Raw genomic sequence first — 14,976 nt, 5'->3', positions numbered from 1 at the left:
GGCTTCGTGCTTGGGATGTCTTTTGGGCAGTGACATCAGCGGTCCCCTCTGTCAGCGGCACCCGCAACGGTGTTGCCGCATCAGTGTAGACCGCGGTCGAGCTGCGCGCGCTGCGCAACGAGAAACGCGGTTGACGCCGGGGGTGGCAGGGTAGAAGATCGTTGCGTTGCCACGACGCGACAACGGGTATCGAGGAAACGAAACGACCCGCGCGTGGAGGAGATCGGAAGCTCTTCGCCGTGCTCGGCTGAGGCGATTCATGCGATCAAACATCAAGGCAGGCGGTACTTTTCCGGACTACACCCTGCCAGACCGCACCAACACATTGCGGACGCTGAGCGACTTACAGGGCGACGACCCGTTGATCCTCACCTTGGCGCGGGGTCACTACTGCCCCAAGGAGCACCAGCAGCATCTGGAGCTCGCCGCGAACTATTCGAAAATCGCCGTCGGCTACACCCGGATCGTCACGATCTCGACGGATGACCATCACACGACGCAAGAATTTCGCGCCTCGGTCGGCGCCCAGTGGACTTTCCTGTCCGATCCCGGTCCCACCATTCAAAAGGACCTGGACATCCAGGAATACACGGACCCTGAGCACAATCCGATGATCCCGCACGCGCCGGTGCTCAAGCCCGGTCTTGTGATCCACAGCATTTACAACGGGTATTGGTTTTGGGGGCGTCGTCGCGCAGGGATGGGAGGCCGGCGGACACGTCAAAGGGTAGCTCGCCACTCTTCCGTTGGTGGTCGGCCTGTAAAGAGGACTCTTTAGGTTTGCACGATCGGGTTCCGACCGCGTCACGAACGGGGTGAGCAGCCCCACAACTCAGGAGGCACCGAATGGCCAATATCACCCCATCCGAAACAGGTATCGTGCTCGCCCACTTCATCGTGTCAAACGACGTCGAGCGCTCCAAACATTTCTACACCGACGTTCTTGGCGGCACAGTGGTCTTCGACGGGGAGGTGACCTACGTCGCATTGGCCAACAGCTTCATCATCATCAATGTCGGCGGCGGCCCGACGGACGACAAACCCACCGTCACTTTGGAGGCCCCGACCGACCCCGACCGTGTCAGCAGCTTCCTCAACATTCGTGTCGAGAACATCTACGCCGTCTACGCCGAATGGAGCGCCCGCGGAGCGCACTTCCTGACGCCGCCGAAGGTGCATGAATTCGAGATCCGATGCTACATCCGTGACCCTGACAACCATTTGATCGAGGTCGGCCAAACCACCGACCCAGACGGCGACTGGTCGGCGTGGCTGTCGCGTCTGTCGACCACATGAACACGTCGATCAACGACTCCGCCCGGCCCGAGACCCCTGCCAGGTTCGAGGAAATCAACCCGGGACAGAGCGATGTGGACGCGCCATGGAGTTCTTAGTCGACATGGTGACGACCGTCCCCGACGGCACTACCGAAGACGTCGTCGCGGCGATCCGCGCGAGCGAGGCTGCGCGTTCCAGAGAGCTGGCCGCCCAAGGACACTTGCTGCGACTGTGGCGACCGCCGCTTGCGCCGGGCGAATGGCGCACCTGGGGATTATTCAGCGCCGACGACGAGGACGAGCTGGAGCAGGTACTCGCCTCGATGCCCTTGCGCGTCTGGCGGCATGACACCGTGACACCCCTGGCGCCTCATCCGAACGACCCCGAGCATGATGGCTCCGGCTCGCAGTCTCACGGACGGCGATGATCGGATTATGAGTACCGTGCCGGGGACCGAGCCGCAAAAAGTTGCCATCATCAGCGGTGCATCCCGCGGAATCGGTGCCGCTTTGGTCACCGCCTACCGCGGGCTTGGATACGCGGTCACCGCAACAGCGCGGTCCATTGCCGCGTCCAATGACCCGTGCGTGCTGAGCGTGCCAGGCAACGTCGCAGAACCCGGCGCCGCCGCCCGGGTGGTCAGCGCAACCGTGGCGCGGTTCGGCCGTGTCAACACGCTGATCAACAACGCCGGCATCTTCATCGGCAAACCGTTCACGGATTACACCGACGACGACTACGACGCGATGGTCGGCGTCAACGTACGTGGGTTCTTCGAGTTCTGCCGGAGCGCCATCCCCGCAATGCTTGAGCAGAACGGGGGGCACATCGTGAATATCTCGACCAGCCTGGTGGATCACGCCAATTCAGGGCGTCCGTCTGCACTCGCATCGTTGACGAAGGGCGGTTTGAACGCAGCCACGAGGTCATTAGCCATTGAATATGCGGCACGCGGCATTCGAGTCAACACGGTCTCGCTTGGCGTGATACGCACGTGGGGGCGGCCAGCGGACTCGGACGATGGCCTCGCCGCGCTGCACCCGCTCGGCCGAATAGGTGAGATCGATGATGTTGTGAACGCGATTGTTTACCTCGAGACCGCGTCATTTGTCACGGGAGAAATTCTGCACGTCGACGGCGGCCAGAGCGCTGGGCACTGACCGATCAATCGCACGAGTGTCGAATCCGAAGACACCTCAGGAGTGCGCGCGCAACCAGTCCAACACCTGCTGGGCGTGGGTGTTGGGCGGGAAGATCGGGTAAAACACATGCTCGATCGCACCGTCACGGACAACCAGGGTGAGTCGCGTGTAGAGCCGGTCGTGGCCGGGGGCAGCGAAGGTGGGGAGGTTCAACGCGTCGGCGAGAGCGAAGCCCTGGTCAGAGAGCATCGAGAAGGGTAGGCCCAAACGTTCGACGACCTCGCGCTGATAAGCGGGGTCCTGGCTCGAGAGCCCATAGATCTGCACGGCACCCGCGTCGTGCAGCACCGAAAAGTTGTCACGAAAATCGGCCGCCTCGGTCGAACAGCCGCGAGCGCCCGGAATGGCGTCCCATCCTTCAGGAAGGTCGGTGCCTGGAACGCCGGTCATCGGGTATGCGTAGATGATGGTCCGACCCGGCTGAAGCGCGGCGAGGTCCACGCGAGTGCCGTCCGAGGTGGTGAGCGTCAGTGCCGGCAGTGTGCGACCGACGAGGTGGTCGGCCGCGCCGTCATCGACCGGCACAGGCAGATCGTCTGGCAGTTCTTTTGAGTAGTCGATCATGGTGCGAGTGCCGGTCAGGCGCGGGTGAGCGCTACGACGGGAATGGTGCGCACGCCCACGGTCTTCTTCTCGTAGTCTGCGAAGCCGGGATTCCGCCGTGCCTGCTCTGCATAGATACGGTCGCGCTCGGTGCCGGTCACGTCTTCGACCGTGACGGGGTAGGTTTCAGTGCCAACTTCGACTTCGGCCTGCCCGGCCGCGATCAAGTTCTTGTACCATTCCGGATTGGTCGGCGCGCCGCCTTTGGTAGCGAAGACATAGATGGTGTCCGGCCGCGAGTCCACCAGGTACATCACCGGCGAGACGTACGCGTGGCCGCTCTTTCGCCCGGTGTGGTGAATGAGAACGAGCGGCGCGCCAGCGAAATTGCCGCCGACCTTGCCATCGTTCGCGCGAAATTCTTCGATGAGCTGATCGTTCCAATTGGCCATAGAACGCACAACCGGCTGAGGACCACAGCTATTCCAATCCGCGCCCGGGCCATCCCCGAGCGTCGACTCCGTGCTCCGGCTCCCCGGCCATTGGCCATCCGTGTTTCTGGTGCGCGAAGTGTCCTCTGCGCTGGGTCGCGGTCCAGCGCAGTTCGCGCACCATAAACGTCGGCGAGGGCGCGCACCATCAAAGTCGGCGACGGCACACGCCGGTGGCGATGGCGAACGCCTGCGGAGATGCCGCACGCCGCCCGCGATCCTGCGCGCCTAAACTTATGAAACTCCCTGCCCGGATCGCATCGTGGAATCCGCCCATCGAGTTGAGCCATTCGGCGACACGAACAAGCGACAGGGGGCGGAGAACCATGCCATCAACAGCAGTCATCACGGGCGCGAGCAGCGGAATCGGGCTGGCGACAACGCGCGCGCTGGCCATGGCCGGCTGGAGCGTCATCGCGACCGCCCGACATCCGGAATCGGCGAAATCGCTCCGTGCGATCGTCGACGAGTTCGACGGCGCAGAAGTGAGAGCCCTCGACGTCACAAGCGATGAGTCGGTCGACTCGTGTATCAGCTCGATCCTCGCAGATCGCGGCAGAGTCGAACTGCTGGTCAACAACGCCGGTGCCGGCCATCGCGGAACGTTGGAACAGCTCAGCATGCAGGAGCTGGCACAGTCGATGGACCTCAACTTCTTCGGCGTCGCACGCGTCACGAAAGCAGTGCTGCCCGGCATGCGCGAAGCGCGAGCCGGTCGCGTCATCACCGTGACCAGTTTGAACGGCATCGTTGCGTTGCCGTTCAGCGACGCGTACAACGCCGCCAAGTTCGCCGTCGAAGGTCTGATGGAAGGGTTGGCAACGGTGATGCGCGAGTTCGGCGTGTTCATCTCGGTGTTGGAACCCGGCCCGGTGCAAACAGCGTTCTTCACCAACGTCGGCGGACACGTCGACAACATCGCCGAAGCTGACCCGTACGCGGAATTGATCAATCGCTTCAACGAACGGATCACCGGCATGGGCTCGGTGGGGCAATCCGCAGAATCCGTCGCTGAAGTGATCCGTGAGATCGCCGCAGACCCGGCACCCGCCTTGCGCTACCAGTCCTCTGATCAGGCGCGCGCCATGGCCGTGCGCAAGCTCGTCGATGGCACCGGACGCAGCATTCTGGCCGCCACCGGGGCTCTACTTCAGCCCTGACGCCGAGTCGAAACACGAGCCGTGCGCCACTTGGTGCGCGGTGCGCCAGTTGAACTGGCGCACCCCGGTCCAACGGGCGCAACGGGTGGGCGTGTGGCTGAATCGCGACTCTTTGGTGCGATCCTTACGAAGCGGATGCCTCTCGACTGATCGAATAGCGCCGATGCGTTAGCGCGGGGTTCTTTTCGCGCGCCGCGAGGACATCCGCAGGGTCGAGGTCGAACGTGCCGAGCGCGGGCGGTTCGTCGAGCTCGCCGACGACCGCGCCCAGCGGGTCGACGAGCACACTGCGCCCGATCGACACCGGCGGCGTTTGCGAGACGGCACCGACGAAGTACGAATTCTCGATGGCCCGGGCTTGGGCGAGCACGCGCCACTGGCCGGCCTTGCCCTCCCCCGGCACCCATGACGAGCACACGAGCACCAGTTCGGCGCCCGCATCTGCCAGTTCGCGGCCTAACTCGGGAAAGCGCAGGTCATAGCAGGTCATCAGCCCGACGGTGATGCCGTCGACGTCGAACACGACCGGCTCAAGGCTCGGCGCCGGTGCGATGCACGCAGACTCGTGAAAACCGTAGGAGTCGAACAAGTGGATCTTGCGGTATCTCGCCTGCACCCGCCCGGTTTCGTCCACTACGAGAAGCGTGTTGAACGGCCGAGGATCATCCGGATTGCTCTCGACGATGCCAACCACGAGTGTCACACCGTGCTCGGCGGCGATCGCAGACAGCGCGGTGACGAAAGGCCCGTCGAGGGGTTCGGCTGCGCCGGCGAATGTTCCGTCGACGACCTTCTTCTCATACATTGAGAACTCGGGAAACGCGACGAGGCGTGCTCCAGCAGCGCGCGCATCCGCCACCCCGTTACGAACCAGGTCAAGATTGCGGGCCTTGTCGACGCCGGCGTCGATTTGCACGAGGCCAACTCTCATTTGATTTCCCCAGCTCTCTTCGTTACCCGGGTACCATGGTAGGCCGCAGCCGAGCGATGCATGCGTCGGCTCGGACCGGAGCGTCCGGACCCGAGCGGGCCTGCACCGCACTCACCAGCACCCGTGCACAACGGTGCCCCGCCCCAACCGGTGACCGGTGAGACGGGGCACCGAAACCATAGCTAACGGCGAAACCGGCTCACTGTGCGACGGCTTGCAATTCTTCGTCTTCGACCTCGACATAGTCCATCTCCGGGGGGCGGCGCCTGAAGCCGTGAGTGAGGACTGCCAGCACGATGATGCCCAGCACGAGCCAACTGCTGCCGAGGATGAGCGCGTCCATATCGAGCTGGGTCAGCAGATAGAGCGTGATTATGGCACCGACGATCGGAGCGATCAGATAGAGGACAACGTTGGTGTGCACGCCCGCCCTCCGTTGCCGGAAATAGTAGAAAACCACAGACACGTTCACCATCGTGAATGCGGTGAACGCACCGAAGTTGATGAAGGAGGTCGACGTCGCCACATCGAGGAACAGGGCGATGAATCCGATCACTCCGATGACGAGCAGGCTGAGCACCGGCGTCTGGAACTTCTTGCTGATCTGCGCGAATATCCGCTTGGGGAGCACGCCGTCGCGCCCCATTGCGAACAAGAGGCGCGATGCGGATGCTTGCGCTGCGATCCCCGATGCGAACTGTGTCACGACCAACCCGGCCAGGAACACGGCGCTGAATAAGGATCCGCCGATCTTCGCCGCAATCTCGAACGCGGCGGAGGACTCATCTGCGAAGTGGAATCCGGGGTGTACGAGCTGGGTGGAGTACGCAACCACGACGAAGATGATGCCGCCGATAAGTGCGACCAGCAGGATGGCACGGGGCACGGTTTTGGTCGGATTGCGCGTCTCCTCGGTGAAGGTTGTGATTGCGTCGAAACCGAGGAACGAATATGCGGCGATCGCTGCGCCACCCGAGATCGCTGTGAACGATGAGTCAGGGTTCGTGAACGGGTCAAGTGTCATCCCGTGGCCGCCCGCAATAACGTTCATAATCGACAGCACGACGAAGATGACCAGCACCAGGATCTCAAATGTCATCAGCGCGAAGTTCGCCTTGTCTGCAACCTTGATGCCGAGAATGTTCAAACCGGTGGTCACCACGATGAATGCGACGATCCAAACCCAGCTCGGCACGCTCGGCGCCGCCTGTTTGAGGAATGCCGCGCCGATCAACCAGATGACCATCGGTAGGAACATATAGTCGAGCATCACCGCCCAACCGACGAGGAATCCGGCCCGGATGTCGACGACCTTGCCGACATAGGTATACGCGGAACCGGATACTGGGTAGGCGGCAGCCATCCGGCCGTAACTCGATGCCGTGAACAGCATGGCGATCAGCGCGAGGATGTACGCGCCTGCCGTTGCGCCCTTCGACACGGTGGCGACGACACCGAATGTGCCGAGCACAATCAGCGGTGCCATATACGCAAGCCCGAAGAGTACGAGCGAGCGCAACCCGAGGGCCCGTTTGAGGTGCGGGGTAGTAGCAGTCATGCGATGACGTCCTGTTCAACAATAGAGGGGGTGGAATGGAGAGGTGTGTGTGGGTGCCAGCGCGCCGGTTCGATTCGGCCGCCGTACAGCGGCAGCTCGAGGGGCGCGTCGGTGGGGAGGAATTGCGACCACATTCGGTTGTAGCCGGCAGTGCCGTGCTCACGAACGCGAGTGACGGCATCCAGGTCGATGGTTTCGACCAGGATGGTGGGCTGGGCGACGCCGGAGGACTGCAGCACTCGGCCCTCCGGGTCGACGATCAGGCTGCGGCCTTCACCGATGGGGCCGGCGCAGTTGACGCTGACGGTGAAGGTCTGGTTGACGATGGAGTTGGCCTGCGCCAGGACGACCTCTTGGGTTCGATCCGGCGTGGTCGTCTTGACGATGTTGATGACGGCTTCTGCGCCCATCCAGGCCAGGTGCCGGGTGGCCTCGGGAAACCACGCGTCGTAGCAGATCGACAGCCCAAACCGGCCGATTTGAGGCATGTCGAACACGACGAAGGTGTCGCCCAGGTCATACGGCTCGTAGGGGCGCCACGGGAAGATCTTGCGATAGTGCGCCACGAGCTCGCCGCTCGGCGAGAAGACGAGGGCGGTGTTGAACAGCGCGCTGTTGTTCAGTGCATCGGCCGGCCCGCGCTCGCAGATGCTTCCCGGAATCAACCAGACACCCGCGTCCCGGGCGATGGCGCCGAGCTGATCGATCAACTCACTGTCTAGCGATACTGCGGATGCGCGCAGCAGCGCGTTTCGCTCCTCTTGCGGCTCGCCCTCGGAACCGAACAGGTGCAGCTCCGGGAATACGACGCACTGCAGCCCCGGATGCTCCGAAACAATCGAGCGCACGCTGAGCGCGAACTCTTCGAGGGACGCACCGATGGGCAGCGGTGCGGCCTGCACTGCGGCGATGCGCAAGCTACGTGACATCGATGCTCCTTCTGACGACAACGTCTGACTCAGCTAAAATAGATCATAATGATCGCTTTTGTCTAGGGCCGACGCCATATTGTTGAAGAAATAGTTCTCACAGCCGATTGGAGGTCGAATGAGGGAGCACACCGCTGTTCCGGCACTGGTCGCTCCGGCCGTCTCCGGCATCACACGCCTGAGCGCAACGGACACGGTTCGAGCCCGAATCGCACTCGCGATCGAGTTGGGCCTCCTGGCGCAGCGCGAACAGCTCCCCTCCGATGCCGAAGTCGCGGCCGCGCTCGACGTGAGCGAGATCACGGCGCGCCGCGCGCTGAAGAGTCTCGCCGATGACGGCGTGCTCGAGCGCCGGCGCGGCCGCACCGGAGGCACCTTCGTCGCCGCTCGAGCTGATGCGTCTGCCATCGACGCCGTGACGACCTATCGAGCGGATGCCGCGGTGGTCCACCGCCTGATCGACCGGCGTGCACTCATCGAGTGCGCGCTCGTTCAGCGGGCTGCGGGCACCGCGACGCCGGCGAACCTCGACGAACTCGATCGACACGTTCGCGCCGGTGCGCAGGCTCAAAATTGGACCGATTATCATGCGGCCGACGAGAAATTCCATCTGGCGGTCGCGGCGTCCAGCGGGCTCGACTGGGCACTGCCGCAATACCACGAGGTGCTCTACGCGCTCTACCGCTACTTTCTCCCCTACCCGGTGGACTATTTGCACGGTGCGAACGAGGAGCACGCGGCGCTGGTGGAGGCGCTGCGAAAGCGGGACGCGGCATCCGCTGTCGCAATCATCGAGCACCATGTGCGCGTGCTGCACGAGACGATGTTCGTCGGACTGCGCGACTCTGTCAGCAATCGCGATGTTTGATCTATAATCGAACATCGCGTTCCGAATCGGAACGATCGCTCGTGCGCGTGCAGTGCGCGACGGCAATCCGGAGGATGAGGCGGATGCGACTCAACGACACGACGACGAACTCGCCGGACGGAAGGTCGGGGGCTGGTCCAGCAGTGTCTTCTGGTACAGCAGTGTCTTCGGGTCCAGCAGTGTCTTCGGGTCCGGCAGTGTCGTCGGGCGCGGCGCCAGGCGCCGCGTCGGGCGCGGCTCCCCATTCCCAGACGCTGTCCCGCGGCATCCAGATGCTCGAGCTGCTTGCTGAGCACGGCGAACCCCGGTCGATCGCCGACCTGGCGCTCGCCCTCGGCGTGCACCGGTCGATCGCATACCGGATTCTGCGCACGTTGGAGGATCACCGGCTGGTCATCCGCGATTCGGCCGGGCTCGTACAGCTGGGTCCGCGGATGGCTGCGCTGGCGCGTGGTGTGTTCCACGATCTGCAATCTGCCGCGCTCCCGGAACTGACCGTCGTCGCCAACGAACTGGCGATGACCGCTTTCCTGGTCGTGCTGGACCACGACGAATGTGTGACGCTGGTGAGCGTGGAGCCGCGGCATGCGGTCGCGACGGTTGCGCAGCATCCGGGAACGAGGCATCCGCTGTCGGCCGGTGCGCCGGGCATAGCGATCCAGTCCCGGCTGACGGTGCAGCAGTGGGCTGCGCTCGGCCCGGATATTCAGATGCGCGATGAGGCGCTCGAAGCCCGGCAGTTCGGTTACGCGGTCAGCCACGACGAAGTCATTCCCGGTCTGCGCTCTGTTGCGGCCCCCTTGGTCATCGCCGGACAGGCACCCGCCGCCGCAGCGATCGTGTACGTCGCGACTGATCGCGACGCCGACGAACTCGGCGCGCGCCTCATGCGGGCCGCAACCACGATCGCCGAGTCGATGCGCTGAGCAGTTGGCGAGTTGCGCACGCTAAGCACTTCGCTGAGCAGAAGCACCGGGCGGCGCTGCCAGGATTCATAGTGCGCGATAGGTCGGAATGACTCGGGAATCGAGCACTATGCGCACTGCGAACGCCACGGTGGAATCCGCAGCGCCGCATTCAATCGCTCGCGACTGCCTCGCGTTGGAGGATCGGTGCAAAGAATCCCGCCAGTTCAGCGGTCGCGGTCAGCGGCAGCACATTCGCCACGTACATGTCGGGGCGCACCACCACGATGGCGCCGGCGCGGTCGATGCCGCGCTCGTCGAAGATGTCGCTACCTGTGCCACCTGGTCCCGTGCCTGCGGCATAGACCTTTTCCCGGTCGACGAGCTGGAATTGGCCGACAGACGGTGTGAAAACAGTAGGAACGCGGGTGATATCCACCTCGTCGAAGCGTTGCTGGTAGATCACTTTCGCGTCGAACCAGGCATCGCGATCCAGGGCCGCCGGCGTCAGCGTGACCGGCGAGTCAGGCGCACTGGCCAGCCACTCGGCGAAGTCGGTCAGAGCGGATGCCTCGCCCGCGGCCGCACCATCGGCAAACGCGTAGATGCGCCAGCGTCCGTCTGCGCGCGCCTGATGGCCCAGTTCGAGTGGATAGGTGTCGCAGACACGCACGACCGGTGAAGACCGGAAGCGTTTGCCGACGGGGAAGCCCGTCGCGAGTTCCTGGTGGGTGGCGTCGCCGGTGATCAGCGACGGCGCATACTGCGTCATGAATCCGGCCGGGAACTCGAATGTCTTGATGTAGAACTTTTCGACTTCATCAGGGTTCGCGAGATCTTCCGGCTTGGTAGCCATCAGCGTCGACCACGTGCGGTCGAAGTCGATCAGCTCCTTGGCGACGACCTGCCGCTCGGTCGAATACGTTTTGAGCAGTGCGGCCGGGCTGCGGCCGTCGAGCACGTGGCCGAGCTTCCAGGCGATGTTGAAGCCGTCTTGCAACGAAACGTTCATACCCTGGCCGGCCTTAGCGCTGTGCGTGTGGCAGGCGTCACCTGTGATAAAGACGCGCGGCAACTCGGACCTGCCGGGCCCGCCATCGTCGCGCTGGCCGTCGCCGCGCGCGTCGTCGTCGCTCGCATCGTCATCGCGTGCATCGTCCTCGCGTGCATCATCCTCGCGTGCATCGTCGAAACGGTCGGTCAGCCGGTGCGCCACTTCGTAGACGCTGTGCCAGGCAACGTGGCGTACGTCGAGGGTGTACGGCTTTAGGATTCGGTTCGCATGCGCGATGATCTCGTCAATGGAGGTCGCCCGCACCGCACCGTTGTCGTGTTCGTCGACCTCGCCGAGGTCGACGTACATGCGGAACAGGAAGCCGCCCTCACGTGGAATGAGCAGGATGTTTCCACCGTCGTGCGACTGGATCGCGCACTTGGTGCGAATGTCCGGAAAGTCCGTGTTTGCGAGCACATCCATGACACCCCACGCGTGCATGGATTGGTCGCCGGTCATAGTGCGCCCGATCGCGGAACGCACGGCGCTACGCGCCCCGTCGCATCCGATCACATACTTCGCGCTGACGGTACGTTGCTGACCTTCTTGTGCGCCCGCGGTGCCGCGCAATCGTACGGTGACCGGGTATTCCTCCGAGTCGCCCTCGATGTCCAGTCCCACGAATTCCCAGCCGTAGTCCGGCTTCATACGGGTGGGAGAGTTCGCCATTGCCTCGGCGAAGTAGTCCTGGATGCGGGCCTGATTGACAATGAGATGCGGGAACTCGCTGACTCCCGTCGGATCATCAGCGGGCATACCCGTACGCACAATATGCGTCGGATCTTCGGGGTCGGGCCCCCAGAACGCCATGCTGGTGATGTGGTAGCCCTCGTCCATGACCTCGCTGGCGAAACCGAACGCCTGGAACGTCTCGACCGAGCGGGCTTGAATTCCGTCGGCGTGTCCGAGCGCCAGCCGTCCGCCACGACGCTCAATCAGCCGGGTGGTGACGCCCGGGAACTGCGCGAGCTGCGCGCCGGCGATGTGGCCGGCGGGGCCAGCACCGACGATCAACACGTCCATCACGTCGGGCAGCTCGTCGGGGCGATTGAGACCGGCTCCCGCAGCTGGCTGTATCCGGGGCTCGCCTGACACGTATCCATGGTGATGGAATTGCACGGATTCTCCTCACTCCGCCGTCGACGGCGCGGTGCCGCGATTGACGTGATCGGCGCGGTGCCTCAATCGGTGTGATTGTGTGACACCGTCATCGCTCAAGTTCGATAATAGAACTCTACGTTCCAATATCGATGAGGAAATCATAGGGCCGCCCACAGCGGCCCGCAACCTCGTGCCCGCCCCGCCCCGCCCCGCCCCACCCCGCTCGTCGCGAGCCGTCACGTTTGGCTGCCCAGGCGCCGAATTTGCAGCCAAACGTGACGGGTCGGCACGGCAAGGTCACTCAGAAGCCGCGCGGCGAATCCCGGTTGTATCAGCCGGCGAGGCTCCGTGCTTCCTTCGTCTCGGTCAGGAGTGCCTGCGACGCTGTGCTGTTCATCAGTGGGAGCACGAACACGTTGCCGTAGCGCGCGCACGGATGGCGTGACCCGATTTCGACCGCGGTCTCGATATCAGGTGCGTTGATCAGATCGAATCCTGCGAACCATTCCTTGTATTCGGCAAAGGGTCCTTCTGTGACCGTGACGGCACCGGCGCGCTTGGCGACCATTCGGGCGTCCTGGGCGGCCGTCAGGCGTTCTCCGAGAACGCGGATGCCGCCCGGATCGACGCTGTCAAGCCAATCGGCGATGTCGTCGTCTTCTGCGCTCCACGGCTCTCCGTCTTCAGCGCTGACGTACAGCATCAGGTATTGGTTATCGGTGTTTTCAGTGCTCATCAGTCTTTCTCCTCTTCTTTTGTGGTGCTTTGCAGTCGACGCACTTGCGCCTCAAGCCAGCGTCGCTCTGCGACGTTGTCCGCTCGCATGCCTGCTTCGGCATACGCGCCACGGGCGGCATCGATAGCCCCCGAGCGTTCCAAGAGCCCCGCGCGCACCGACAACAGCCGATGCGAATGGGCAAACCTTTCGTCAGATTCCAGGCTGGCGAGCTCGGCAAGGCCGGCGAGCGGGCCAACGGACATGCCCAGCGCTGCCGCACGGCCGAGCTGAGCGGCCGGCCCCTGCTGCAGGCGGACAAGGGCGTCATACAGCGCGAGGATCTGCGGCCAGTCGGTGCTGCTCGCATCGGCTGCGGCCGCGTGTACGGCAGCGATCGCTGCCTGAATCGCAATTGGTGAGAGCGGGCCACCCGCAAACGCGTCGGCTGCGAGCTGGCGCCCTTCGCGAATCTTTGCCTGATCCCACAGCGAACGGTCTTGGTCAGGCAACGCGATGAGCTGTCCGTCGGCGTCGACGCGCGCACCCGTGCGCGCGTCGCTGAGCAGCATGAGCGCCAGCACTGCCGTCGTCTCCTGGTCGTCGGGCAGAGCCTGACGAAGCATCCGGGTGAGCCGGATGGCCTCGGCCATGAGCTCGGCATGGACCGGCGACTGGCCGATTGTTGGCGCATGCCCCTCTGTGAACATGAGGTACAGCGTCATGCGCACCGCTTCGGCGCGATCGCGGAGCTCGTGTTGGTTCGGCCATTCGAAGCGTCGCCCGGCGTCATCGATGGTGCGCTTGGCTCGCGTGATCCGCCGCGACATGGCCGCCTCTGACTGGAAGAACGCGGCAGCGATTTGTGCGGTCGTCAGGCCGCAGACCGCGCGCAGTGTCAGCGCGACCTGTGAAACGGGCTGCACGGCTGGGTGGCAGCACAGCACCAGCAGCGCAAGCGAGTCGTCGTGTGTCGAAATCTCCGCGCCCCGGGGGTCGAGCAATGCATCGTGGTCCTCGCGAGCCCGGCGGGCGGCATCCGATCGAACCGAATCGATGTAGCGGCGCCGCGCGACCGTGTAGAGCCACGCCCTGACATCTCGCGGGCGGCCGTGCGTCGGCCAGCTGTCGAACGCTTCGACGAGCGCCTCCTGAACGGCGTCTTCGCAGGCCGCGAAGTTGCCGTATCGGCGCACGAGTGCCGCGGTCACGAGCGGGATCACGGCGCGCACATTGGCATCGAAGATAGTGATCTGCGCTTCGGGCATCGCCGCCTCCCTCCGCATAGACGCAACCCTTTCACAGATGGGTCGGAGCCGAAAGCGCAGATCCGACATGCCGATCGAACACATCTGATCCACCAGATTTGATCCGCCAACGTTCGATCCGACAACAGCCGCTCCAACAACAGCGCCGCGTGCAACGATTTCAGCCCTGGCGGGAGCCGGATCGCGGCTCCGTCTACTCGATAACGACGTGGAGTGCCGCTCCACATCGCCCAATCGAGAGGAGTCGATAATGACTGAGACGCATGGGATCCTCATCGCTGTGCCCGCCGACAACACGGTCGCTATTCAGCGATTGCGAGCGGAGCTTCGCGCGGCGAGACACAGGCGAGCCGATGAGCGTCGCGTCGCGATGTTCGCAACCGTTCGGGCGTTGCCTTTCGGTGGCGTCAATGCGAATGGCAGTTGACGTACTTCGAAGGCGGGTCGATCGTGGATCGTGTTGGACGGCCCAGATCGACGCATTGATGTGAAGTGTGCCGGGCAAGGCGCATGGAGATTGATGGACCCATTTGGAATCCTTCGGTCCACCGGTTGAGTGCTCGGGCTCGAAGGCGCGCAGTAGTTCTCGATGTCGTCGATGATGCCGTCTGGGTTGCCTTGAATGATCACGTTCGTGTCCCGCATCGCACTTTTAGGCATCGAGCGTTGCGTGCTCTATATGATCGCGAGAGCGCGAAAGCATCTCGACGACTTCCGCACGACGATCGTCATGGGTCTCCAGGGTCTGATTGAGCTGCCGCCGTTCCTGTCATAAGGCCGGGCGCGCACTTGTAATCGCGAACGACGCTTTTACACCTCCTCGCTGTGCGCGAACCCTGGCACCAGCCTCCAATTTGTCTTCGGGTCAGGGATAACCATGCAATCCGTCTCGAGTGATTGACGCTTATTCATGGCGCGTTGTAGCCTCAGCGGCGGATGCGTTGATGCGCATATGAGCAGGCGCGTACGAGGG

General features: G+C 63.6%; 17 protein-coding genes. 9 read left to right on the top strand and 8 right to left on the bottom strand.

The features are described 5' to 3' along the window. The first annotated feature begins 259 nt into the window (after positions 1-259). The 4 genes from QU604_RS06715 to QU604_RS06700 all read left to right on the top strand — a co-directional run bounded on the left by QU604_RS06715 (position 260) and on the right by QU604_RS06700 (position 2,438). On the top strand, positions 260-778 hold the full coding sequence (locus QU604_RS06715; protein WP_308468032.1) for a redoxin domain-containing protein: 519 nt from the start codon (positions 260-262) through the stop codon (positions 776-778). A gap of 68 nt (positions 779-846) precedes the next feature. Further along, positions 847-1,296 (top strand): VOC family protein, encoded by a 450-nt coding sequence (locus QU604_RS06710; protein ID WP_308468031.1) that lies wholly within the window; start codon positions 847-849, stop codon positions 1,294-1,296. An 85-nt stretch (positions 1,297-1,381) separates the two neighbouring features. Further along, positions 1,382-1,705, top strand: coding sequence for a muconolactone Delta-isomerase family protein (locus tag QU604_RS06705; protein ID WP_308468030.1), 324 nt, complete (start codon positions 1,382-1,384; stop codon positions 1,703-1,705). Positions 1,706-1,712: 7 nt separating this feature from the next. Then, entirely contained in the window at positions 1,713-2,438 is a 726-nt protein-coding gene (locus tag QU604_RS06700; RefSeq protein ID WP_308468029.1) for an SDR family NAD(P)-dependent oxidoreductase, read from the top strand. Positions 2,439-2,474: 36 nt separating this feature from the next. Here the strand turns inward: QU604_RS06700 and QU604_RS06695 are convergent, their stop codons facing one another. Further along, positions 2,475-3,044 (bottom strand): peroxiredoxin, encoded by a 570-nt coding sequence (locus tag QU604_RS06695; RefSeq protein ID WP_308468028.1) that lies wholly within the window; start codon positions 3,042-3,044, stop codon positions 2,475-2,477. Positions 3,045-3,058: 14 nt separating this feature from the next. Further along, positions 3,059-3,475, bottom strand: a complete 417-nt coding sequence (locus QU604_RS06690) for a nitroreductase family deazaflavin-dependent oxidoreductase (protein ID WP_308468027.1) — start codon at positions 3,473-3,475, stop codon at positions 3,059-3,061. Between the two features lie 365 nt (positions 3,476-3,840). On the opposite strand from QU604_RS06690, the gene QU604_RS06685 reads away from it, so the two are divergent. Next, positions 3,841-4,674: an SDR family oxidoreductase gene (locus tag QU604_RS06685; protein WP_308468026.1), complete on the top strand. Its 834-nt coding sequence runs from the start codon at positions 3,841-3,843 to the stop codon at positions 4,672-4,674. A gap of 124 nt (positions 4,675-4,798) precedes the next feature. On the opposite strand, the gene QU604_RS06680 is transcribed toward QU604_RS06685, so the two are convergent. The 3 genes from QU604_RS06680 to QU604_RS06670 all read right to left on the bottom strand — a co-directional run bounded on the left by QU604_RS06680 (position 4,799) and on the right by QU604_RS06670 (position 8,092). After that, positions 4,799-5,590: a carbon-nitrogen hydrolase family protein gene (locus QU604_RS06680; protein WP_308468025.1), complete on the bottom strand. Its 792-nt coding sequence runs from the start codon at positions 5,588-5,590 to the stop codon at positions 4,799-4,801. A gap of 214 nt (positions 5,591-5,804) precedes the next feature. Beyond that, positions 5,805-7,163 carry an APC family permease gene (locus tag QU604_RS06675; protein ID WP_308468024.1) on the bottom strand — a complete coding sequence of 453 codons (1,359 nt, stop codon included), beginning with the start codon at positions 7,161-7,163 and terminating at the stop codon, positions 5,805-5,807. Next, positions 7,160-8,092: a carbon-nitrogen hydrolase family protein gene (locus QU604_RS06670; protein WP_308468023.1), complete on the bottom strand. Its 933-nt coding sequence runs from the start codon at positions 8,090-8,092 to the stop codon at positions 7,160-7,162. The genes QU604_RS06675 and QU604_RS06670 overlap by 4 nt, the downstream gene beginning before the upstream one ends. A 118-nt stretch (positions 8,093-8,210) precedes the next feature. Here QU604_RS06670 and QU604_RS06665 point away from each other — a divergent pair, with 118 nt between their 5' ends. Continuing rightward, complete coding sequence (locus tag QU604_RS06665) at positions 8,211-8,960, top strand: FadR/GntR family transcriptional regulator (RefSeq protein ID WP_308468022.1); 750 nt, start codon at positions 8,211-8,213, stop codon at positions 8,958-8,960. A gap of 179 nt (positions 8,961-9,139) precedes the next feature. After that, the gene (locus QU604_RS06660; RefSeq protein ID WP_308468021.1) at positions 9,140-9,886 is read left to right on the top strand and encodes an IclR family transcriptional regulator; all 747 of its coding nucleotides are present in this window, start codon (positions 9,140-9,142) and stop codon (positions 9,884-9,886) included. Positions 9,887-10,037: 151 nt separating this feature from the next. On the opposite strand, the gene QU604_RS06655 is transcribed toward QU604_RS06660, so the two are convergent. The 3 genes from QU604_RS06655 to QU604_RS06645 all read right to left on the bottom strand — a co-directional run bounded on the left by QU604_RS06655 (position 10,038) and on the right by QU604_RS06645 (position 14,003). Then, positions 10,038-12,038 (bottom strand): FAD-dependent monooxygenase, encoded by a 2,001-nt coding sequence (locus QU604_RS06655; protein WP_308468020.1) that lies wholly within the window; start codon positions 12,036-12,038, stop codon positions 10,038-10,040. A gap of 313 nt (positions 12,039-12,351) precedes the next feature. After that, positions 12,352-12,756, bottom strand: coding sequence for a YciI family protein (locus QU604_RS06650; protein WP_308468019.1), 405 nt, complete (start codon positions 12,754-12,756; stop codon positions 12,352-12,354). After that, a complete protein-coding gene (locus QU604_RS06645; protein WP_308468018.1) occupies positions 12,756-14,003 on the bottom strand; it encodes an RNA polymerase sigma factor in 1,248 nt (415 codons plus the stop codon). Before QU604_RS06645 ends, QU604_RS06650 begins: the two co-directional genes overlap by 1 nt. Before the next feature lie 250 nt (positions 14,004-14,253). Between QU604_RS06645 and QU604_RS06640 the strand changes: the two genes are divergently transcribed. Together QU604_RS06640 and QU604_RS06635 are read left to right on the top strand one after the other, a co-directional pair. After that, positions 14,254-14,430 (top strand): hypothetical protein, encoded by a 177-nt coding sequence (locus QU604_RS06640; protein WP_308468017.1) that lies wholly within the window; start codon positions 14,254-14,256, stop codon positions 14,428-14,430. 195 nt (positions 14,431-14,625) lie between these two features. Next, positions 14,626-14,778 carry a hypothetical protein gene (locus tag QU604_RS06635; protein WP_308468016.1) on the top strand — a complete coding sequence of 51 codons (153 nt, stop codon included), beginning with the start codon at positions 14,626-14,628 and terminating at the stop codon, positions 14,776-14,778. Positions 14,779-14,976 lie beyond the last annotated feature (198 nt).

Source organism: Rathayibacter sp. SW19 (assembly GCF_030866825.1).
GTDB classification, from domain to species: domain Bacteria; phylum Actinomycetota; class Actinomycetes; order Actinomycetales; family Microbacteriaceae; genus Rathayibacter_A; species Rathayibacter_A soli.
This window is presented reverse-complemented; position numbering and strand designations above follow the sequence as displayed.

What these genes read in the sequence shown, in the direction of transcription:
- QU604_RS06650 (WP_308468019.1), bottom strand. Translation starts at nt 12,756, where the DNA reads ATGAGCACTGAAAACACCGATAACCAATACCTGATGCTGTACGTCAGC.
- QU604_RS06670 (WP_308468023.1), bottom strand. Translation starts at nt 8,092, where the DNA reads ATGTCACGTAGCTTGCGCATCGCCGCAGTGCAGGCCGCACCGCTGCCC.
- QU604_RS06710 (WP_308468031.1), top strand. Translation starts at nt 847, where the DNA reads ATGGCCAATATCACCCCATCCGAAACAGGTATCGTGCTCGCCCACTTC.
- QU604_RS06705 (WP_308468030.1), top strand. Translation starts at nt 1,382, where the DNA reads ATGGAGTTCTTAGTCGACATGGTGACGACCGTCCCCGACGGCACTACC.
- QU604_RS06665 (WP_308468022.1), top strand. Translation starts at nt 8,211, where the DNA reads ATGAGGGAGCACACCGCTGTTCCGGCACTGGTCGCTCCGGCCGTCTCC.
- QU604_RS06675 (WP_308468024.1), bottom strand. Translation starts at nt 7,163, where the DNA reads ATGACTGCTACTACCCCGCACCTCAAACGGGCCCTCGGGTTGCGCTCG.
- QU604_RS06695 (WP_308468028.1), bottom strand. Translation starts at nt 3,044, where the DNA reads ATGATCGACTACTCAAAAGAACTGCCAGACGATCTGCCTGTGCCGGTC.
- QU604_RS06690 (WP_308468027.1), bottom strand. Translation starts at nt 3,475, where the DNA reads ATGGCCAATTGGAACGATCAGCTCATCGAAGAATTTCGCGCGAACGAT.
- QU604_RS06715 (WP_308468032.1), top strand. Translation starts at nt 260, where the DNA reads ATGCGATCAAACATCAAGGCAGGCGGTACTTTTCCGGACTACACCCTG.
- QU604_RS06645 (WP_308468018.1), bottom strand. Translation starts at nt 14,003, where the DNA reads ATGCCCGAAGCGCAGATCACTATCTTCGATGCCAATGTGCGCGCCGTG.
- QU604_RS06635 (WP_308468016.1), top strand. Translation starts at nt 14,626, where the DNA reads ATGATCACGTTCGTGTCCCGCATCGCACTTTTAGGCATCGAGCGTTGC.
- QU604_RS06640 (WP_308468017.1), top strand. Translation starts at nt 14,254, where the DNA reads ATGACTGAGACGCATGGGATCCTCATCGCTGTGCCCGCCGACAACACG.
- QU604_RS06685 (WP_308468026.1), top strand. Translation starts at nt 3,841, where the DNA reads ATGCCATCAACAGCAGTCATCACGGGCGCGAGCAGCGGAATCGGGCTG.
- QU604_RS06700 (WP_308468029.1), top strand. Translation starts at nt 1,713, where the DNA reads ATGAGTACCGTGCCGGGGACCGAGCCGCAAAAAGTTGCCATCATCAGC.